Genomic DNA, 18,766 nt, shown 5'->3' on the forward strand with positions numbered 1-18,766 from the left:
TCGACAGTTTGCCGCGGATCGTCATATGGTCCGGGAAAACGAGGAAGACGCCCCGCGTGCCGCAAGCTTCAATTCCGAGTGTGAGCAAGACGCTCGCCGATTTCGTCGCGTCCTCGTCGTGGGCGGACGTGGAGGCGCAGAGCCCTGAGGCGAAGCGATCGATTCTCAATTTCTTTGCGACCGCGCTCGGCTCCGCACGCGATCCGGTGGTCACGGCCGCGATGCGCACGCTGTCGCCGTTCAGCGGCGCCGCGACATCGACAATCATCGGTCATTCGGAGTCCATGGACGCGCTGTGCGCGTCGTTTCTCAATGCCATCTCGGCGAATCTGCTCGACTTCGACGACACGCACCCTGAAACGATCATCCATCCGGCCGCGCCGGTCGCCGCGCCGATATTGGCGCTGGCAGAGACGCGCAAGCTGACGGGGCGCGCGGTGCTGACCGCGTTCATCCTTGGCGTGGATGTGGAGTGCCGCATCGGCAACGCAGTCTCGCCGCGGCATTATGCGCGCGGCTGGCACATCACCTCGACCTGCGGGATTTTTGGCGTTGCGGCGGCGTGCGCGAAGCTGTTGGGGCTGCCAGCGGAAGGGATTGCGAACGCGATCGGACTTGCGGCGAGCCAGTCGGCCGGCAATGTCGAGAATCTGCCAAGCGCCGCCAAGAATGTCAGCGTCGGCAATGCCGCGCGTAACGGGTTGTTCGCCGCGCTGCTGGCGCAGCAGGGCTATGAGGCTGCGCCCCGCGCTATCGAAGGTCCGCTCGGCTGGGCGCGTACCATGGGGGACGAGCCGGATCTCGCCCGCATGCTCGCCGGCCTCGGCAAGACCTGGGAGATCGCGAAGAACACCTACAAGCCCTATCCCGCCGGCATCGTGTTCCATTCGGTCATCGACGCCTGCCTGCTGTTGCGCGAACGAATTGGCCGACGCGTTGACCAGATCGAGTCGGTGACAGTGCAGGGTTCGGCACTGCTGCTCGCGCGCGGTGATCGCCCTGTGAGCAACGAACGCGATGCGCGCGTCAGCATCCATCATTGCGTGGCTTGCGGACTGCTGCTCGGCGCGGCCGGTGTGGCCGAGTTCGCGCAGGAGACCGTGGTCCGGCCCGATATCGCGCGACTGCGGCAGAAGGTGAGGGCGGAGCTTGATGCGCAGATGCCCGATGGCGCTGCGCGCGTCACCTTGCGCCTGTCGTCTGGTGAAATTCTCACAGAGACCGTGACTTCGCCGCGCGGCAGCCAGGCTGCGCCGCTTACAGACGGCGATCTCGAGGCCAAGCTGCGCGAAGGCGTGCGGACGGGTCGAAGTGACTGGGACGCGGACCGAGTTATCGATGCAGTCTGGCGGCTCGACGCGGCGGATGACGTCGGCGCGCTGCTGCAATCATTGCGGCCGCCATCGGCGTCGCGCCAAACAATTTCCAACTAGAATCTCTCAAGACCGGAAAGGGACGATCATGAGCAAGACCGAACTGTTCGAAAAGGGCCTCAAAGTTCGTAAAGAGGTGCTCGGCGAGGACTACGTCAACAAGTCGATCGCCGGTGCCGACGAGTTCACGCGTACGATGGCGGAGTGGTCGACCGAGTTCTGCTGGGGCGCGCTGTGGACGCGGCCCGGCGTCGATCGGCGCACGCGCTCGATCGTCAATCTGGCGATGCTGGGCGCGCTGAACCGCCCCCACGAACTGAAGCTGCACGTCAAGGGCGCCCTGAAGAACGGGCTGACCAAGGAGGAGATCAAGGAGATCCTGCTCCAGGTCGCGGTCTATTGCGGCGTGCCCGCCGGCATCGACGCCTTCCGCAACGCGCGCGAGGCCTTCAACGAGGTCGATGCGGGGTCCTGAGCCCGTTTGATGGAAGCTCTCATGGCTGACCCGGAATACGAGCTCTTCGCCATCCGCTATGCAACGCGAGATGCCCAGCGGAGCGAGCACTTCATCGGCGGCGATCCGCATGACGGGCCGATGCCGATGGACTATTTCATGTGGCTGGCGAGGGGAGGCGGTCGCACCTTCGTCATCGACACCGGGTTCAACGCCGAAATCGCAAGGCAGCGCAGGCGAACATTCCTGCGCTGCCCAGTGGAGACGCTTGCCGCGTTCGATATCGACGTGGCCGACGTCAAGGATGTGATCCTCACGCATCTGCACTACGATCACGCTGGCAATTTCGACCGGTTTCCGAATGCGCGGTTTCATCTTCAGGAGCGCGAGCTCGCCTACGCCACCGGGCGCTATATGCAGTATCCGAGGCTGTCGCATTCCTTCGAGGTCGAGGACGTCTGCGGGATCGTGCGGCTGAACTATGCGCGCCGGGTGCTGTTCTACGACGGCGACGCCGAGATCGCGCCCGGACTGACGGTTCATGCGGCCGGTGGGCATTCCGCCGGTCTTCAGTTCGTCCGCGTCAACACGCGCCGCGGGCCGGTCGTGCTCGCCTCCGACGTCAGTCATTTCTACGAGAACATGACGAGCGAGCGTCCGTTCACGACGGCATTTCATGTCGGTGACATGCTGGTGGGCTTTGACAAGCTGCGAGCCGCAGCGCCGGACGCGGACCACATCGTTCCCGGCCATGATCCGCTCGTCATCCTGGCGACGCGGCTGCCTCCGGGCCAGAAGCTGCATATCGCGGGGCTCGCCAAACAGTTTTCCGTGAGCCTCGCCGCCGTGCGCGAGGCGCTGTCGCGACTTGTCGCGGACGGGCTCGTGCAGGCGTCGGACCAGCGTGGCTTTCGCGTGAGCCCGGTGTCGCTCGCCGATCTTGCCGACGTGACGCAGACCCGGATCGACATCGAGGGGCTTGCGCTCCGTCGCTCGATCGAGCGGGGCGATGAGGCCTGGCTCGCATCGGTGAAATCCGCCTGGGCGGATTTGAAGGCCGTTCCCCATCGTTATCCCGACGATCCGACCGTGCACTACGAGGAGTGGGTGATCCGTCACCGCATCTTCCATCGTGCGCTGGTCAACGCGTGCGGCTCGCCATGGCTGCTCGGCTTCCGCGACGTGCTGCATGAGCAGAGCGAACGATATCGCCGCCTCTCGATCCGCCGCGAGGTTGGTGGCAAGCCGCGCAACGTCGAAGCCGAACACAAGGCGATCGTCGCCGCCGTGATCAGGCGCGACGCGGATGCGGCAGTTCGCGCCTTGTCAAAGCACTTCGGCACCACCAAAGAATTCGTCGAGCTCGCCGCCTCTCGCATTGCGGAGGTGAGCCGTACGACCTGACGATCCGGAAAAATCCGGCACACAAAAAACAGAGACCGGGAGGAAGCCAATAATGAAGATCAATCACGCGCTGATGTCGCTGATCGCCGCCGCAATTCTGGCGGGGCCTGCGAGCGCCGCCGACACCATCCGCGTCGGCCTGCCGACGAAAACCTATTGGCCGACCACGATCGCCGAGACGGCGGTGCGGCAGAAACTGTTCGAGAAGGAAGGCATCCAGGCCGAGTTGACGATCTACCGCAGCGGTGCCGAGACGTTCGAAGGCATGTGCGGGCGCGGCCGACATCATTCTCGATCCGCCGTCGCTGGTGTCCGCCGGACGCAAGAAGGGCGTGATGTCGCGGATCGTCGCCAATGCCGCGATGGGCAATTTCGGCTGGCAATTGATGGTCCCGACCAAGTCGACGCTCGACGTCAAGGACCTCAACGGCAAGAAGGTGGCGATCACCGCGGCCGGCTCCGGCTCCGACCTGCTCGCGCTGTGGACCATCCAGGACAAGAAGATCGATTTTACGCGCGTTCCCGTCGGCGGCGGTGGCTTGGTGCCGAACCTGCTGGCCGGAAATGTCGAGGCGGCCGTGGTCTATTCGCCACTGAGTTTCCAGATATCGAAGTCCGGCGAGGCGAAGCCCATCCTCGATTACGCGACCGCGGTCCCGCCGAACCTCACTGCGGGCTGGATCGTGCTCGACAAATTCGCCGAGGCCAAGCCCCAGATGGTGCAGAAGGCGGTGAACGCCCTCTACGGCGCGGTCGCGTTCATGCGGGCCAACCGCGACGTCACGGTCAAGCTGATTGCCGAGCTCTATGAAATGCCGCCGGAGATCGCGGGCCTGGAGTACGACAACACCATCATGAAGCTCGAGACCAGCGGCGACATGGGCGCGGCCAACGTCAATGCGGCCGTGCAGCTGTCGCTCGATCTCGCCAAGCTCGGCGGGCTCAAGGACATCGTGCCGGTCGAGGATGTGATCTCGGCCAAGTTCAAGCCGGTTCCGACCAAGTAGTCACGATGCAAAGCACGTTCGTCATCAACCTTGCGCGGATCGCGATCATCATCGCGGTCCTGGCGCTGTGGGAGGTGCTGTCGCGCACCGGCATCGTCAATCCGCGACTGCTGCCATCGGCGTCCGATACCTTCGTGACGCTCGGCGATCTGCTGCAGCGCGCGGCGGTGCGGAAGGATCTGATGGTGACCGCGACCGAGGTGCTGGCCGCGTTCGCGCTTGCCGTGCCGTTCGGCGCAGTGATCGGCTTTCTGGTCGCGGAGAACCGCTACTTCGCGGATGTGGCGAAGCCACTGCTGTTCTTCGCCTTCAGCATCCCGAAGTCGATCTTCCTGCCGATGTTCATCCTGGTGTTCGGCGTCGGCTTTGCCCAGAAGGTGGGATTCGGCTTCTTCTCGACGATCTTCATCGTGATCATGTCGACCACGACGGCGGTGGAATCGGTCAAGGTCGAGCATTTGACGGTGGCGCGCTCCTATGGCGCAACGCCATGGCAGACGGCGTTCCGGGTTTATCTGCCGAGCATGCTGCCGGTGCTGCTGGAGGCGTTGCGGATCTCCATGATCTTCAACCTCACCGGCGTGATTTTGGCGGAGATGTACGCCTCGCGCGACGGCATAGGCCACCAGATCGCGACTTGGGGCGAGAACTTCCAGATGAAGCAGCTCCTCGCCGGCGTCGTAATGGTCGCCGCGATCGCCATGACCTTCAACGAACTTGTCAGATGGGTGGAAACGCGATGCAGCCATTGGCGAACGTGACCCCGTTGAAACCCGCCGCGCGGGCCGGCGCGATCGAGGTGAAGAATGTCGGTCAGGTCTTCAAGACGAGATCGCAGGACGTCGTCGCGCTGGAGGACGTCTCGCTCGAGGTCAAGCCCGGCCGTTTCGTCGTGCTGGTCGGCCCGAGTGGCTGCGGCAAGTCGACCCTTTTGATGATGATGGCGGGACTGCGCCAGCAGACCTCCGGCACGATCGCCATCAGCGGCGCGCCGATCCTGCAGCCCGACCCCGACAGGGTCGGCGTGGTGTTCCAGGAAGCGAGCTTGTTCCCGTGGCTGACCGCGGAGGACAATGTCGAGTTTCCGCTGGCGCTGCGGGGCGTGCCCAAGGCCGAGCGCCGCGCCAAGGCGCAGGATGCGCTCAAGCTGGTCGGCCTCGACGGCTTCGGCAGGCGTCATCCCCACGAACTGTCCGGCGGCATGAAGCAGCGCGTCTCGATCGCGCGCGGGCTGGTGCAGGATCCGCCGGTGCTGCTGATGGACGAGCCGTTCGCCGCCCTCGACGAGCAGACGCGCATGACCATGGGCGACGAGCTGCTGCGGATCTGGGCTGCGACGGGCAAGACGGTCGTTTTCGTCACGCACAGCCTCACCGAAGCCGTCTATCTCGCCGACGAGGTGATCGTGATGTCGGCGCGGCCCGGCCGCATCGTCGACCATCTCCAGGTCCAGCTGCCACGGCCCCGCACCTACGAGATGCTGAGCGGCGGCGCCTTCGGCGCGCTGCGCGACCGCATCTGGCGGCACATCCGCAAATCGGCGTGAGGCGGAGATGAGCGCCAAAACGCTGCGATATCTGATCGTGATCGGCCTGATTGCGCTGTGGGAGCTGCTGCCGCGCACCGGGCTCATTCCCGAGCTGTTCCTGCCGTCGCTGTCGTCGACGCTGATTGCTGGATGGACCGATGCCGCCGAATACGGTCATGCGCTCGCGGTGACGCTCTACGAGGTCGTGGTCTCCATGGCATTCGCTTGCGGCGGCGGCATCCTGCTCGGCGCGATCGTCGGCAGCCTGCCGCGTCCGCGCGTCCTGATCATGCCGATGGTGTCGAGCCTGTATGCGGTGCCGCTCGTGATCCTCTATCCCGTCTTCACGGTATGGCTCGGCATCGGCTCGGAGTCCAAGATCGCGTTTGCCTCGATCTATGGCTTCCTGCCGACGATGCTTGCCACCGCCGCCGGAATCCAGACCATCGACCCGCAGCTCCTGCTCGCCGCGCGCAGCATGGGCGCCACGCTCAGCCAGCGGTTGATCCGCGTCATCATCCCGGCGGCGATTCCAACGGTGCTGTCGGGCCTGCGTGTTGGCGGTGCGCTGGTCATCGTCGGTGTCGTCGTCTCGGAGATGCTGATCTCATCGGCCGGCATCGGCTATCTGATCTCGCGCTACCGCACAATTCTCGACAGTCCGCACGTGTTCGCGGGCGTGCTGCTCGTGCTGTTCCTCGCCATCGCCTTCAACGCCGCGATCCGCTGGATCGAGCGCAAGGCGGCGATCTGGCAGACCGGCACGCGCGCCGGTCAGGCCAATGACGAGATCGCGTCGCGCGCGATGCAGCCGGCGACCTGAGGTACTGGCGTGTACGATCTGACCCTGACATTCGACAACGGCCCCGATCCGGGTGTGACGCCGCGTGTGCTCGACATTCTCGCCGAGCGCGGCATCAAGACCACCTTCTTCGTCATCGGCGAGAAGATCGCTGACCCCGCGCGGCGCGGCCTTGCGGTGCGCGCGCACGGGGATGGGCACTGGATCGGCAATCACACGTTTACGCACACCATTCCGCTCGGTGAGCAGGCGGATCGCGAGACGGCAGAGAACGAAATCGGCCGCACGCAGTCTGCGATCTCCGATCTCGCGCATCCCCAGCGCTGGTTCCGGCCGTTCGGTGGCGGCGGCAATCTGGATGCGCGGTTGTTGAAACCCTCCGTCGTAGACTATCTCGCCCGCAACAAGCACAGCTGCGTGCTCTGGAATGCGATTCCGCGCGACTGGGACGACCCCGAGGGCTGGACCGAGCGCGCACTCGACCAGTGCAGCCGGCAGCCCTGGACGTTGATGGTGCTGCACGATCTCCCGACCGGCGCGATGGACCATCTCGAGCGTTTCCTCGACGCTGCCGAGGCGGCCGGCGCCCGCTTCCGCCAGGACTTCCCGCCGCAATGGGTTCCGATCCGCAACGGCGAGATCGCGCTTCCGATCAACGACTATGTTTCCTCCATCGAAGAGAGTGTTTGACTGATGAAAGTTGCAAGCTTCACGATCGCCGGCACCGCGAGCTATGGCATCGTCACCGACAAGGGCGCCATCGATGCCGGCAAGCGCCTGAAGGCCTATCCGACGCTGAAGGCGCTGCTTGCGAAGGGATCGCTCGACGAGCTCAAGAAACTCGCCGGCGAGAAGCCCGATTACGCGCTGCAGGATGTCGCGATGCTGCCGACCGTGCCCGATCCCGACAAGATCTTCTGCATCGGCGTCAACTACGCCACGCATCTGGCCGAGAGCGGCCATCCGACGCCGGCGCATCCAATGATCTTCACCCGCTTCGCCAACAGCCAAGTCGGCCATGGCCAGCCGATGATCCGGCCGCTGGAGTCCGAGCGTTTCGATTACGAAGGCGAGATGGCCGTCATCATCGGCAAGGCTGGCCGCCGCATCTCGCGCGAGGCTGCGCTGAACCATGTCGCCGGCTATGCCTGCTACAATGACGGCAGCATCCGTGACTGGCAGCGCCACACCTCGCAATTCGCGCCGGGCAAGAATTTTGCCGGCACCGGCGGCTTCGGGCCCTGGATGGTCACGGCCGACGAATTGACCGACGTGACCAAGCAGACGCTGATCACCCGGCTCAACGGTGTCGAGGTGCAGAAGGCCCCGATCTCCGATCTCGTTTTCGACGTGCAGGCCTTGATTGCTTACTGCTCGACGTTCACCGAGCTTGCGCCCGGCGATGTCATCGTCACAGGCACGACCGGCGGCGTCGGCGCCTATCGCACGCCGCCGCTGTGGATGAAGGGCGGCGACGTCGTGGAGATCGAGATCTCCGGCATCGGCATCCTGCGCAACCCCGTCGAGGACGAGGGACGCGCGGCCTGATCGGCTGCACTCAACAACAATAAGAAGGAGAATCCCATGCCCATGCCAACGCATATCCTGCCGACCACGGTGGTCGGCAGCTACCCGCAGCCGGAATGGCTGGTGAATCGCGCCATGCTGTCGAAGGTGGTGCCGCGCACGCGGTTGCACGACATGTGGCGGTTGCCGGCGGAGCATCTGGAGGAGGCGCAAGACGATGCGACCATCGTCGCGATCCGCGACATGGAACGCGCCGGCATCGACATCGTGACCGATGGCGAAATCCGCCGCGAGAGCTACTCCAACCGCTTCGCCACCGCGCTCGACGGCATCGACGGGGACAATCCCGCGATGATCGTGGCGCGCACCGGCAACACGCAGACCCCGGTGCCGCGTGTCGTCGGTCCCGTCAAGCGCAAGGGCCCGGTCGAGCTGCACGACATGCAGTTCCTGCGCAAGAACACGGATCGGGCCGCCAAGATCACTTTGCCGGGCCCGTTCACGATGAGCCAGCAGGCCAAGAACGAGTTCTACAAGGACGAGGAAGAGTTGGCGATGGCGCTCGCCGAGGCCGTCAATGCCGAGGCGCTCGATCTGCAGAAGGCAGGCGCGGATGTGATCCAGCTCGACGAGCCCTGGGTGCGCAACAATCCGGATCTTGCCAAGCGCTACGCCGTCAAGGCGATCAACCGTGCATTGCAGGGCATCACGGTGCCGACGGTCGTGCATCTCTGCTTCGGCTATGCCGCGGTCGTGCCGGGCTCGAACAAGCCGGCCGGCTATTCCTTCCTAGCCGAGCTTGACGACACCATTGCCGACCAGATCTCGATCGAGGCCGCGCAGCCGAAGCTCGACCTCGGCGTGCTCAAGGACCTGTCGTCGAAGAAGATCATGCTCGGCGTGCTCGACCTCGCGGATCCCGCGATCGAGAGCGTCGACACTGTGGCCGCCCGTATCCGCAACGGCTTGAAATACGTCTCGCCGGACCGCCTGGTCCCCGCGCCCGATTGCGGCATGAAGTACATGCCGCGTGCAACCGCGTTCGGAAAACTGAAGGCGATGTGCGATGCGGCGGCCATAGTCCGGCGGGAGATCGACTGAACAAAGCTGGGCCGGCGAGGATGGTTCGTTCGCCGGCCATCGCCTGGCTGTGGCCAGCTTGGTCGAAATCTGCGCGGGCGTTGGCTCAAAGACCAGTTTCACAACGTTGAACATTCGTCGTCATTGGCGAGGACGACATCGCCGCGGAGGTGCAGCCGCCATTCAAGCCGAGAGGAATTTGGTTAGAAGCTCCGTTGTGTCGGTGGGGTTTTCCTCAGGAAAGAAGTGGCCGCCCTTGACGGCCCGACCTTGTACGTTGTCGGCCCACTTCTTCCAAATTCCCAATGCGCCGCCATTCTGCTCGTAGAATGTATCGAGTGGCCCGCCGGAGGCCCACAGGTGCAGCATAGGGCACTTAATGCGCCGGCCTTCCTTCTGGTCCGCCTTGTCATGCTCGATATCCAGGGTTGCGGCCGCGCGGTACTCTTCGCAGATCGCATGCACCCGGGCCGGATCGCGGTAGGTTTCGATGTATTCCGCTTTCACTTCGGGGCCGAATGAGCCCTGGCCGAAGGGATTGTCGAATACCGCGTCTGGCGCACCGATCAGGTATTTTTCGGGAAGCGGTGCCTTCTGCGAGAGTAGGCTCCATGGCCAGTAGGTCAAGGCGAATTTTGCGTCGGCGTGGCCCCAGGCTTCCGAGATCGGAAGCACGTCAAACACTGCGAGACGCTGCACCTTCTCCGGGTGATCGAGCGCAAGGCGGTAGGAAACGCGACCGCCGCGATCGTGTCCAACCAGATCGAATTTGGAAAAGCCAAGCTTATCCATCACGGTGACGAGCTCATTCGCCATCGCCCGCTTTGTATAGGGATAGTGATCCTCCGCAGAGGCGGGAACGCCGCTGCGGCCATATCCACGAAGATCGACGCAGATGACCGTGCGATCGCCGGCGAGATGCGGCGCCACATGACGCCACATCAGGCTGGTTCGCGGAAATCCATGGACCATGAGCAGTGGCGATCCGCTCCCGTAGCGCCTGATGAAAATGGTGTTGTCGTCGGTCTCGATCTCCCTTGTCTCGAAGAGATCGGAAGCGTTCGAGGTGGAATTGTCTGGGGATTGGCCGGCCGCGCGTCGCGGTAGAAGCGCCAGTGATAGAGCGGCGCTCGATGCAGCGGTCATCACCTGGACGAAGGTGCGGCGCTCGATCTTTGTCTTTTCTGTCATCCCTGAGGTCCTTCGAGGTTCGCGCGACGCCCCTGGCAAACGCCCCCCTCAATGACGACGCGGTGAGACATGTTAGCACCTCCGTGGAAGCGCGCTTTCGCAGGATTAGCGTCACTGAACCGTTCGTGCTGATGATTTCGGTCATCCCGCTGGCGCGATGGGGCAGAGGCGGGAGCAGTCGAGAAGTGATCGTTGGAATGATCCTCCGCCTGTAACCAATGTGGTCGCGTCGCCGAATAGCGGGAGGTCAGGGTAAGCGGAGGTGCGTCAACGCAAGCCGCCAGAGCAATGGAGGATCCATGTCCGACGAAATCAACCACGATCGCCGGCGTTTCGTTGGTGCTGCGGCAACGACAGTAGCTGCAGCACAATTCGGCGTAATCGCGCCGGCGGTTGCAGATCCCCGAGCGAGCAAGAAGGTCGCCCGCGACGTCAGCAGAAGATCGGAAGCGGCGGGGACGGACGCCACCGTCGTTCTCGTCCATGGCGCCTGGGCCGACGGTTCAAGCTGGGCGCACGTCATTACGCTACTGCAGTCCGAGGGACTGAAGACGATGGCGGCGCCGATCCCGCTCACATCGCTATCGGATGATGTTGCGGCGCTTGAACGCGCGCTGGAGCGGACCGACGGGCCGGTTGTCCTTGTCGCGCATGCCTATGCCGGTGCCGTGATTGGTGCGGTCACTCAGGACAGAGTGCGGTCGCTGGTCTTCATTTCGGCTCTCTCTCCCGACGAAGGCGAAACAGTCGCGCAGATATTCTATCGCGACAAGCCGTCGCCGGAGGCGCCGAAACTCACCCCCGACAGTCATGGTTTCCTCTGGATGCCGAACGACCGGTTTGGCGCGGCCTGGTGCCAGCATGCCCGACCTGAGCAGGCTGCGCTCCTTGCTGCGGTCCAGCGTCCCATTGCCGTCGCGGCAATCCAGGAAAAGGCTCCGAAAGCCGCATGGAAGGCAAAGCCGTCGTGGTACCTGGTCGCCGAGGAGGATCGAATGATCAATCCGGCGACACAGCTATTTCTGGCACGACGAATGGGTGCGCAGGTTCGCTCCGAGAAAGTCGATCATGCATCGCCGATCACCGCGCCGAAGCTGGTCGCCGGAATGATACGCGAGGCTGTCACCAAATCACGTCCGAGCGTCACGCAGCAACACGGCTGAACTGTCGCGGTGTGAGCTGATTGAAAGTGCCATTGGCATCTTTCCAATAGGCTTCGTGACCTCGGCTTGTGCAAACAACTGGACGGAGCCACCCGCTGACTGTTAGTCAGCGGGGCCCAGGTTCGAGCTCTGGTCTCGCCCACGACCCTCAAAGCATCTTACACCCAGCCGCCATCCACGACGTAGTGCTGAGCGGTGCAGGCGGAGGCCTCGTCGGACGCGAGGAACAGAGTGAATTTCGCGACCTCGTCCGGTACCAGCCGGCGCTTCAGGCACTGTCGCTGCTGCAGTTCGATCTCGCCCGCCGGCGTCATCCATTTCTCGAGCTGGCGCTCGGTCATGATCCAGCCCGGCGCGATCGCGTTCACGCGGATGTTGTAGGGACCGTAATCGCGCGCGAGGGAGCGCGTCAGACCGACCACGCCCGACTTGCTGGCCGTGTACGCGGCCATGCCGCCTTGTCCGGCCATCCACGACACCGAGCCGAAATTGATGATGGCGCCGGCATTCGCCGCCTTCATGTCCGGCAGCACGGCTTGCGCGGCGAAGAACTGGTGCTTCAGGTTCACCGCGATGCGGTCGTCCCAGTATTCCGGCGTCATCTCCTCGGTGTTGTGCCGTTCGTCATGTGCGGCATTGTTGACGAGGATATTGATCGCGCCGTGTGCCTTGCGCGCCTCGGCGACGCCGGCGCGCAACGCGGCGATGTCAGTCAGGTCGACGCGCTGGAAATGCGCAGCCAGACCCTGATCCGACAGCTCGCGTGCGAGGCGTTCGCCCTCGTCGGCCTTGATATCGAAGAACACGACATTGGATTTCTGCTGCGCGAAGCGCCGTACGATCGCAGCCCCAATCCCCGATGCGCCACCGGTGACGAGAACGACCTTGCCGGCAAGGTCGGAATAAACGGCGGCCATGGGCACCTCTCAAGTTGCGTTGCGGGCGGTGCGAGGCGCCGCCGCCCAGTTGTCCCGCCAACCTTAGCCATTCCCGACGTGAGGTGCATAGATCAGAATTTTAGTTGCGTACCTCAAAAATCGAAGGCAGGATTGCAGCCAAAGAATAAGAGCCGGTTGGGAGGAATGTGATGAGACTGCTCGGGAAGCTGGGACTCGCCGCCGCCGCCGCATGCCTGCTTTGGGCCAACTCCGCCGCGGCCGACACGACGGTCAAGTGGTTGCATATCGAGGCCAATCCGGCCCAGGTGAAGATCTGGGAGGAGGTTGCGCGGGCCTATGAGGCGTCGCATCCCGGCATCAAGGTCGAGATGCAGTTCCTCGAGAACGAGGCCTACAAGGCCAAGCTGCCGACCATCCTGCAATCCAAGGACCGACCGAACATCATCTACAGCTGGGCCGGCGGCGTCCTGAAGACGCAGATCGAGGCTGGCGTCCTCGACGACATCACCGATCAGGTGAAGGGTTACAGCGACAGCCTCACGCCGGCAGCGCTCGCCGCCTTCACGGCCAACGGCCGCGTCTATGGTCTTCCGACCGCGCTGTCGCAGGTCGGCTTCCTCTGCAACAAGGAGCTGATGGCGAAGGCAAAGGTCGATCCTGCGCGGATCAAGAGCTGGGACGATCTGCTTGCCGCGGTGAAGACGTTGAAAGCCGCCGGCGTGACCCCGATCGTGGTCGGTGGCGCCGACAAATGGCCGCTGCACTTCTATTGGACGCATCTTGCAGTGCGCATCGGCGGCAAGCCGGCCTTCGACGCTGCATTGCGCAGCGAGGACGGCGGCTTCGCCGGGGAGACCTTCCGGAAATCCGGCGAGCTGTTCAAGCAACTCGTCGATCTCCAGCCGTTCCAGAATGGCTTCCTCGGCTTCAAGAATCCGCAGGCAGTCGGCTATTTCGGCGATGGCAAGGCGGCGATGACGCTTGCCATCAGCACGGTCTATCATTTGCAGCGCGCGCTTGCCGCCGACAAGGTCGGATTGAGCGAAGACAAGATCTGCTGGTTCGACTTCCCGGTCGTGGCCGGCGGCAAGGGCGCGCCAACCGATACGCTCGGCGGTATCACCGGCTGGCTGATCACCAAGGGCTCGCCGAAGGAGGCCGTCGATTTCCTGAAATACTTCGTCTCCAGGGACGTGCAGACGCGGCTTGCTGGTGGCAACTTCATCATCCCGGTGGTGCAGGGCGCGGATGCCGGTCTCAACAACGCCTTCATGAAGCTGATCGCAGCCAATCTGGCGAAGTCGAACTACCACCAGAACTTCTATGACCAGAGCCTCGGCCCCTCGGTTGGCCGCGTCGTCAACGACGTCACCGCGGAGATCGCCGGCGGCAGCATGAGCCCGCAAGACGCGGCCAAGGCGATCGAGGCGGCGTGGAAGCAGGGTAACTGACGGTGGCACGCCGGGCCGCGAGCGTATCGGCGATGGACGTTGCCGGTGAGCTCCCGCAGGTCGCCGAGCGCGGCCCGAGCTGGGACGGCAGGCTGACGGTCCTGATCCTGTTCCTGCCGCCGGCGCTGCTGTTGTTCACGCTGTTCGTGGTGCTGCCGATCGGCGAGGCGGCCTGGTACTCGGCCTTCAACTGGAACGGGTTCGGCAGGCCGACCAACTGGATCGGCTTCGACAACTACCGTTTCGTGCTGGAGACACGCGCCTTCTGGCTTGCGCTGCGCAACAACGGGCTGATCATCGCCGTTTCGCTCGCCATCCAGCTGCCGCTTGCGCTCACGCTGGCCTTGATGCTCGCCGAACGCTTTCGCGGGGCGGTGGCGCTGCGCATGCTGTTCTTCATGCCTTATATCCTGGCCGAGATCGCGACCGGGCTGATCTTCAGCTTCGTCTATGACGGCGATTACGGCCTTGTCGCCTCGATCTGGCGTACCTTCGGCGCCGAGCCCCCGCATCTGCTGGCCTCGACCGATACGGCAATGCTGGCCGTGCTGATCGTCGTCGTCTGGAAGTACTTCGGTTTCCACATGATGCTGTTCATCGCGGCGCTCCAGGGCCTCGACAAGAGCCTGATCGAAGCCGCGCGCATCGACGGCGCGACGCGTTCGCAAGCCCTGCGACACGTGGTCATCCCCTTGCTCTATCCGACGATTCGCCTCTCGGTGTTCTTCGCCATCGTCGGCTCACTGCAGCTGTTCGACCTCGTCATGCCGCTGACGCGCGGGGGGCCTGCGGACTCCTCGAACACGCTGGTGAGCTTCCTCTATAACAACGGCATCTCCCGCATGCGGGTCGGATATGGCAGCGCCATCGGTGTCATTCTGTTCACGATCTGCGTGACCTTTGCCTTCACCTACAAGCGATGGTTCATGCGTGATGAGTAGCACCGAGACCAATCGTACGCCGTTCGATCCTGCCGTGCTGTTCAAGGCGGTGTTCCTTGCCGTCGTTGCCGTCTTCGTGCTGGTGCCGCTGCTCGCGACCTTGCTCGGCGGCTTCAAATCGCTCGGCGAATTGCGCGTCAATCCGTTCGGCCTGCCGCGTCACTGGGAGTGGCAGAACTATGCCGACATCCTGTTCTCCGCGCGCTACTGGCAGCTCTTGCGCAACTCGCTGATCATCTCGACGCTCACGGTGACCCTGACCCTGATCGTCGCCTCAATGGCGGCGTTCACCTTCGCCCATGTCAGGTTCTACGGCTCATCTATGCTGCTGAGCTACCTGACGCTCGGCCTGCTGTTTCCGGCCGCGACCGCGGTGCTGCCGCTCTTCATCAAGGTACGCGATCTCGGGCTGCTCGATACCTATTTTGGCGTGGCACTGCCGCAGGTGGCCTTCAGCCTCGCGATGAGCGTGCTGCTGCTGCGGCGTTTCTTCAAGGACATTCCCTATGAACTGCTCGAGGCCGCGCTGGTCGACGGCTGCAGCTACATCAAGTTCTTCCGCTATGTGACGCTGCCGTTGTCGCGGCCGATCCTGGCGACCGTCGGGACTATCACTTTCGTCAACAGCTGGAACGCCTATCTGTTGCCGCTGGTGATGCTCAACACCGATGCGCTCTATCCCTGGCCGCTCGGCATCATGGTTTATCAGGGCGAGTATTCGTCCGAGTGGCACCTGATCCTGGCCTTCATCACGCTGACCATCCTGCCCACCATCATTCTCTTTCTTCTGGCGCAGAAGCACATCGTCGCTGGCCTCACCGCAGGCGCGGTCAAGGGATGAACGATACCTTACGGAGATCACAATGAGAAAAGTCGGCATCGGAATCATCGGCTGCGGCAATATCAGCACCGCCTATCTGAAGGCGGCCCAGCGCTTTCCGGTCATGGAAATCAAGGCGCTTGCGGATATGCGCAGCGATGCGGCAGAGCGGCAGGGCGCCGCCTTCGGGCTGCCGGCGATGCGGGTCGATCAACTGCTCAAGCGAGAGGATGTCGAGATCGTCATCAATCTCACGGTGCCGCTCGCCCACACCGACGTCAGCCTCGCGGTGCTGAACGCGGGCAAGCACGTTCATTCCGAGAATCCGCGGCATCAACGTTGAGGAAGCCCGCAAGGTGATGGATCTCGCCGCGCAGAAGGACCTTCGCGTCGGCTGCGCGCCCGATACGTTTCTTGGCGGTGGGCACCAGACCGCGCGCAAGCTGATCGACGATGGCGCGATAGGCACGCCGGTCGCGGGCAGCGTCTTCTTCGGCTGCCCTGGCCATGAGCGCTGGCACCCGTCGCCGGGCTTCTATTACCTTCGCGGCGGAGGGCCGATGCTTGACATGGGGCCGTACTACATCACGGATCTCGTGCAGCTGCTTGGTCCGGTCGCGAGCGTGATGGGCTCGACGGCGCGCCCGAAATCCGAACGGTTGGTCACCAGCCAGCCGATGAACGGCACCCTGATTCCGGTCGAGGTTTCGACCCATGTCGCCGGCACGCTCGAATTCGAGAGCGGGGCGGTCGTCTCGATCGCGATGAGCTTCGACGTACCGAAGCATCGGCACGCGCCGATCGAGATCTATGGCGACAAGGGCAGCATGCTAGTGCCGGACCCCAACCGGTTCGGCGGCGAGGTGCAGGTCGCGAAAACGGGCGGTGAATGGGAGCCGGTGCCGCTGACCCACGGTCATGTCGATGGCGAGTTTCGTTCCATCGGTGTCGCCGACATGGCCTCCGCGATCCTGAACAACCGTCCGCATCGCGCCAGCGGCGCGCTCGCTTTCCATGTGCTCGAGGTGATGGAGGCGTTCCAGACCTCCGCCAACGAAGGACGCCGCGTCAAGATCGGCAGCTGCGTCGAGCGGCCGGCAATGCTGCCGGCCGGACGTGAAACCGGACAGATCGACTGAGGGAATGACCATGCGCAAGGCAATGATTGTATGGGGCGGCTGGCCGGGACACGATCCCGATCTCTGCGCCTCGATGATCCGCGGCTGGCTGAAGGCGGAAGGATTCGAGGTTCGGGTCGAGACCACGACGGCCGCGTTCGCCGATCCCGCGATCCACGATCTGTCGCTGATCATCCCGATCTACACCATGTCGAAGATCGAGAAGGCGGAAGCGCTCAATCTCTGCGCGGCCGTGCGTGGCGGCGTCGGGCTGGCCGGCCATCATGGCGGCATGTGCGATGCGTTCCGCGAGTCCGTCGACTACCAGTTCCTGTGCGGCGGGCAGTGGGTCGCGCATCCCGGCAACATCATCGACTACAAGGTCGACTTGACGAAGCCGGATGACCCCATCATGAAGGGGCTGAAGAGTTTCGAGCATCGTTCCGAGCAGTACTACATGCATGTCGACCCCGCCAACGAGGTGCTGGCGACAACGACCTTCACCGGTGAGCACGCGCCCTGGATCGACGGCGTGGTGATGCCTGTGGTCTGGAAGAAGCGATACGGCGCGGGCAGGGTGTTCTACTCCTCGCTCGGCCACCGCGTTTATGAGCTCGACGTACCGGAGATCCGAACGTTGATAACCCGCGGCATGCTGTGGGCGGCGCGGGAATGACAGCCGGTGCGACGCAGCCGGCGGTTCGCGCCACGCTGGAGGACGTCGCGCGTGCGGCGGGCGTTTCGCTCGCAACCGTCGACCGCGTCGTCAACCGGCGCGAGGGCGTGCGCGCCAAGACCGTTGCGCGTGTCGAGGCCGCGGTGGCAAAACTCGGCTATCGGGGCGACGTCGCGGCCGCGCGCCTCGCCCGCGGGCAGACGTTCCGCTTTGCCTTCGTGCTGCCGAGCGGCAGCAACAGCTTCATGACCAACCTGGCCGAGCAGGTCCAGCGCACCGCGGACTGGCTCGCCGGCCACCGCGGCTTCATCGATATCCTCCATGTCGACGTGTTCGATCCGGATGTGCTCGCCGGTGCGCTGGAAAACCTGTCGCCGGCCTATCAGGGCGTCGCCGTCATCGCGCTGGACCATCCCAGGGTGCGCGCCGCGATCGACGAGCTCGCCGCGCGCGGGGTCGCCGTGGTGACCCTTGTGTCGGACGCGCCGAGTTCGCGGCGGCTGCATTATGTCGGTATCGACAACCCGGCCGCGGGGCGAACTGCGGCAACGCTGATGGGACGTTTCCTCGCCGGCCGCGAGGGGAAGGTTGCCGTGATCGCGGGATCGTTATCGCTGCGCGATCACACCGAGCGGCAGTTCGGCTTCCACCAGATCCTGTCCAGCGAGTATCCGAACCTGCTCGCGCTGCCGGTGATCGAAGGTCGCGACGACAGCGAGCGCACGCGGGAGCTCACGGCCGCGCTGCTGGCGCGCCACGCCGATCTCCGCGGCATCTACTGCTGCGGCGCCGGGAACCGCGGCATCGCCAATGCGCTGGAGGCCTCGGGCCGCGCGCGCGAAGTGGTCTGGATCACGCACGAGCTGACCCAGTACACGCGGCGTTTCCTGGTCCGCGGCACGCTCGATGCCATCATCAACCAGGATCCCGGTCACGAGGCGCGGTCTGCGGCGCGAGTTCTGCTCGCGCATTGTTCGGGTGAGCCGATCAGCCCCGACCAGGAGCGCATCCGCATCGATATTTTTCTGCGGGACAACCTGCCGTGATTCGCGTACGCGGGTGATGCGCAGCTTGCTTCGATAGGTGTCGCGAAGCGCCGGAGCGTCCTCAACAATGCTCAGAAGTTCGCTGCCATTGCGGCGAGGTGCTGATGGGCTCTTTCGCGGGCAGCCTCGATGGGCTGTTGCGGTCCGGTGGTTGGCCCGATCGGTACGAAACGGACATTGCTGATACCGATAAAGCGCAAAATTTCCCGCAGGTAAGGCGTTGCCATGTCGATGCGCCCGCGGTTCATTCCGGTGGCGAAATCGCTGCCACTAGAGCATTTTCCGA

18 protein-coding genes and 2 pseudogenes are annotated in these 18,766 nt (G+C 64.0%); 17 read left to right on the forward strand and 3 right to left on the reverse strand.

What is annotated here, in order from left to right; genetic code table 11:
* The first annotated feature begins 80 nt into the window (after positions 1-80).
* From HAP41_RS19805 to HAP41_RS19850, 10 genes are all read left to right on the forward strand, one after another.
* Positions 81-1,433, forward strand: a complete 1,353-nt coding sequence (locus HAP41_RS19805; protein WP_225048757.1) for an MmgE/PrpD family protein — start codon at positions 81-83, stop codon at positions 1,431-1,433.
* A gap of 28 nt (positions 1,434-1,461) precedes the next feature.
* Positions 1,462-1,848 (forward strand): carboxymuconolactone decarboxylase family protein, encoded by a 387-nt coding sequence (locus tag HAP41_RS19810; RefSeq protein ID WP_027575101.1) that lies wholly within the window; start codon positions 1,462-1,464, stop codon positions 1,846-1,848.
* A gap of 21 nt (positions 1,849-1,869) precedes the next feature.
* Positions 1,870-3,231: an FCD domain-containing protein gene (locus tag HAP41_RS19815; protein ID WP_166097578.1), complete on the forward strand. Its 1,362-nt coding sequence runs from the start codon at positions 1,870-1,872 to the stop codon at positions 3,229-3,231.
* A gap of 245 nt (positions 3,232-3,476) precedes the next feature.
* Positions 3,477-4,238, forward strand: coding sequence for an ABC transporter substrate-binding protein (locus HAP41_RS19820; protein ID WP_248577215.1), 762 nt, complete (start codon positions 3,477-3,479; stop codon positions 4,236-4,238).
* Positions 4,239-4,243: 5 nt separating this feature from the next.
* Complete coding sequence (locus HAP41_RS19825; RefSeq protein WP_166097568.1) at positions 4,244-4,999, forward strand: ABC transporter permease; 756 nt, start codon at positions 4,244-4,246, stop codon at positions 4,997-4,999.
* On the forward strand, positions 4,978-5,784 hold the full coding sequence (locus HAP41_RS19830) for an ABC transporter ATP-binding protein (protein ID WP_224580799.1): 807 nt from the start codon (positions 4,978-4,980) through the stop codon (positions 5,782-5,784). Before HAP41_RS19825 ends, HAP41_RS19830 begins: the two co-directional genes overlap by 22 nt.
* 7 nt (positions 5,785-5,791) lie before the next feature.
* On the forward strand, positions 5,792-6,589 hold the full coding sequence (locus HAP41_RS19835; protein WP_166097561.1) for an ABC transporter permease: 798 nt from the start codon (positions 5,792-5,794) through the stop codon (positions 6,587-6,589).
* A 9-nt stretch (positions 6,590-6,598) separates the two neighbouring features.
* Positions 6,599-7,258 carry a polysaccharide deacetylase family protein gene (locus tag HAP41_RS19840; RefSeq protein WP_166097557.1) on the forward strand — a complete coding sequence of 220 codons (660 nt, stop codon included), beginning with the start codon at positions 6,599-6,601 and terminating at the stop codon, positions 7,256-7,258.
* 3 nt (positions 7,259-7,261) lie between these two features.
* Positions 7,262-8,116 (forward strand): fumarylacetoacetate hydrolase family protein, encoded by an 855-nt coding sequence (locus tag HAP41_RS19845; protein WP_166097552.1) that lies wholly within the window; start codon positions 7,262-7,264, stop codon positions 8,114-8,116.
* A gap of 36 nt (positions 8,117-8,152) precedes the next feature.
* Entirely contained in the window at positions 8,153-9,196 is a 1,044-nt protein-coding gene (locus HAP41_RS19850) for a 5-methyltetrahydropteroyltriglutamate--homocysteine methyltransferase (protein WP_206706229.1), read from the forward strand.
* Between the two features lie 162 nt (positions 9,197-9,358).
* Here HAP41_RS19850 and HAP41_RS19855 read toward each other — a convergent pair whose 3' ends face one another.
* A complete protein-coding gene (locus HAP41_RS19855; RefSeq protein ID WP_175618449.1) occupies positions 9,359-10,366 on the reverse strand; it encodes an alpha/beta fold hydrolase in 1,008 nt (335 codons plus the stop codon).
* 299 nt (positions 10,367-10,665) lie between these two features.
* Here HAP41_RS19855 and HAP41_RS19860 point away from each other — a divergent pair, with 299 nt between their 5' ends.
* Complete coding sequence (locus tag HAP41_RS19860; RefSeq protein ID WP_166097549.1) at positions 10,666-11,529, forward strand: alpha/beta fold hydrolase; 864 nt, start codon at positions 10,666-10,668, stop codon at positions 11,527-11,529.
* Between the two features lie 158 nt (positions 11,530-11,687).
* Here the strand turns inward: HAP41_RS19860 and HAP41_RS19865 are convergent, their stop codons facing one another.
* Positions 11,688-12,446: an SDR family NAD(P)-dependent oxidoreductase gene (locus HAP41_RS19865; protein WP_166097545.1), complete on the reverse strand. Its 759-nt coding sequence runs from the start codon at positions 12,444-12,446 to the stop codon at positions 11,688-11,690.
* Positions 12,447-12,616: 170 nt separating this feature from the next.
* Here HAP41_RS19865 and HAP41_RS19870 point away from each other — a divergent pair, with 170 nt between their 5' ends.
* The 6 genes and pseudogenes from HAP41_RS19870 (at position 12,617) to HAP41_RS19895 (ending at position 18,480) form a co-directional block, all read left to right on the forward strand.
* Positions 12,617-13,879, forward strand: coding sequence for an extracellular solute-binding protein (locus HAP41_RS19870; RefSeq protein ID WP_166097542.1), 1,263 nt, complete (start codon positions 12,617-12,619; stop codon positions 13,877-13,879).
* 2 nt (positions 13,880-13,881) lie between these two features.
* Complete coding sequence (locus HAP41_RS19875; protein WP_071915383.1) at positions 13,882-14,820, forward strand: carbohydrate ABC transporter permease; 939 nt, start codon at positions 13,882-13,884, stop codon at positions 14,818-14,820.
* Complete coding sequence (locus HAP41_RS19880) at positions 14,813-15,661, forward strand: carbohydrate ABC transporter permease (RefSeq protein ID WP_085403202.1); 849 nt, start codon at positions 14,813-14,815, stop codon at positions 15,659-15,661. The genes HAP41_RS19875 and HAP41_RS19880 overlap by 8 nt, the downstream gene beginning before the upstream one ends.
* Before the next feature lie 22 nt (positions 15,662-15,683).
* Positions 15,684-16,779, forward strand: a pseudogene (locus tag HAP41_RS19885) (Gfo/Idh/MocA family protein).
* A gap of 10 nt (positions 16,780-16,789) precedes the next feature.
* On the forward strand, positions 16,790-17,434 hold the full coding sequence (locus HAP41_RS19890) for a ThuA domain-containing protein (protein ID WP_166097478.1): 645 nt from the start codon (positions 16,790-16,792) through the stop codon (positions 17,432-17,434).
* Positions 17,431-18,480 (forward strand): LacI family DNA-binding transcriptional regulator, encoded by a 1,050-nt coding sequence (locus HAP41_RS19895; protein WP_038934164.1) that lies wholly within the window; start codon positions 17,431-17,433, stop codon positions 18,478-18,480. The genes HAP41_RS19890 and HAP41_RS19895 overlap by 4 nt, the downstream gene beginning before the upstream one ends.
* 71 nt (positions 18,481-18,551) lie before the next feature.
* Here the strand turns inward: HAP41_RS19895 and HAP41_RS19900 are convergent.
* Positions 18,552-18,755 (reverse strand): annotated as a pseudogene (locus HAP41_RS19900) (NAD(P)H-dependent oxidoreductase); the annotation flags it as partial.
* Positions 18,756-18,766: the final 11 nt, after the last annotated feature.

The sequence above is a fragment of the Bradyrhizobium barranii subsp. apii genome, assembly GCF_011516635.5.
GTDB classification, from domain to species: Bacteria; Pseudomonadota; Alphaproteobacteria; order Rhizobiales; family Xanthobacteraceae; genus Bradyrhizobium; species Bradyrhizobium barranii.

What these genes read in the sequence shown, in the direction of transcription:
- HAP41_RS19810 (WP_027575101.1), top strand. Translation starts at nt 1,462, where the DNA reads ATGAGCAAGACCGAACTGTTCGAAAAGGGCCTCAAAGTTCGTAAAGAG.
- HAP41_RS19815 (WP_166097578.1), top strand. Translation starts at nt 1,870, where the DNA reads ATGGCTGACCCGGAATACGAGCTCTTCGCCATCCGCTATGCAACGCGA.
- HAP41_RS19825 (WP_166097568.1), top strand. Translation starts at nt 4,244, where the DNA reads ATGCAAAGCACGTTCGTCATCAACCTTGCGCGGATCGCGATCATCATC.
- HAP41_RS19830 (WP_224580799.1), top strand. Translation starts at nt 4,978, where the DNA reads ATGCAGCCATTGGCGAACGTGACCCCGTTGAAACCCGCCGCGCGGGCC.
- HAP41_RS19835 (WP_166097561.1), top strand. Translation starts at nt 5,792, where the DNA reads ATGAGCGCCAAAACGCTGCGATATCTGATCGTGATCGGCCTGATTGCG.
- HAP41_RS19845 (WP_166097552.1), top strand. Translation starts at nt 7,262, where the DNA reads ATGAAAGTTGCAAGCTTCACGATCGCCGGCACCGCGAGCTATGGCATC.
- HAP41_RS19850 (WP_206706229.1), top strand. Translation starts at nt 8,153, where the DNA reads ATGCCCATGCCAACGCATATCCTGCCGACCACGGTGGTCGGCAGCTAC.
- HAP41_RS19855 (WP_175618449.1), bottom strand. Translation starts at nt 10,366, where the DNA reads ATGACAGAAAAGACAAAGATCGAGCGCCGCACCTTCGTCCAGGTGATG.
- HAP41_RS19860 (WP_166097549.1), top strand. Translation starts at nt 10,666, where the DNA reads ATGTCCGACGAAATCAACCACGATCGCCGGCGTTTCGTTGGTGCTGCG.
- HAP41_RS19865 (WP_166097545.1), bottom strand. Translation starts at nt 12,446, where the DNA reads ATGGCCGCCGTTTATTCCGACCTTGCCGGCAAGGTCGTTCTCGTCACC.
- HAP41_RS19870 (WP_166097542.1), top strand. Translation starts at nt 12,617, where the DNA reads ATGAGACTGCTCGGGAAGCTGGGACTCGCCGCCGCCGCCGCATGCCTG.
- HAP41_RS19880 (WP_085403202.1), top strand. Translation starts at nt 14,813, where the DNA reads ATGAGTAGCACCGAGACCAATCGTACGCCGTTCGATCCTGCCGTGCTG.
- HAP41_RS19890 (WP_166097478.1), top strand. Translation starts at nt 16,790, where the DNA reads ATGCGCAAGGCAATGATTGTATGGGGCGGCTGGCCGGGACACGATCCC.
- HAP41_RS19895 (WP_038934164.1), top strand. Translation starts at nt 17,431, where the DNA reads ATGACAGCCGGTGCGACGCAGCCGGCGGTTCGCGCCACGCTGGAGGAC.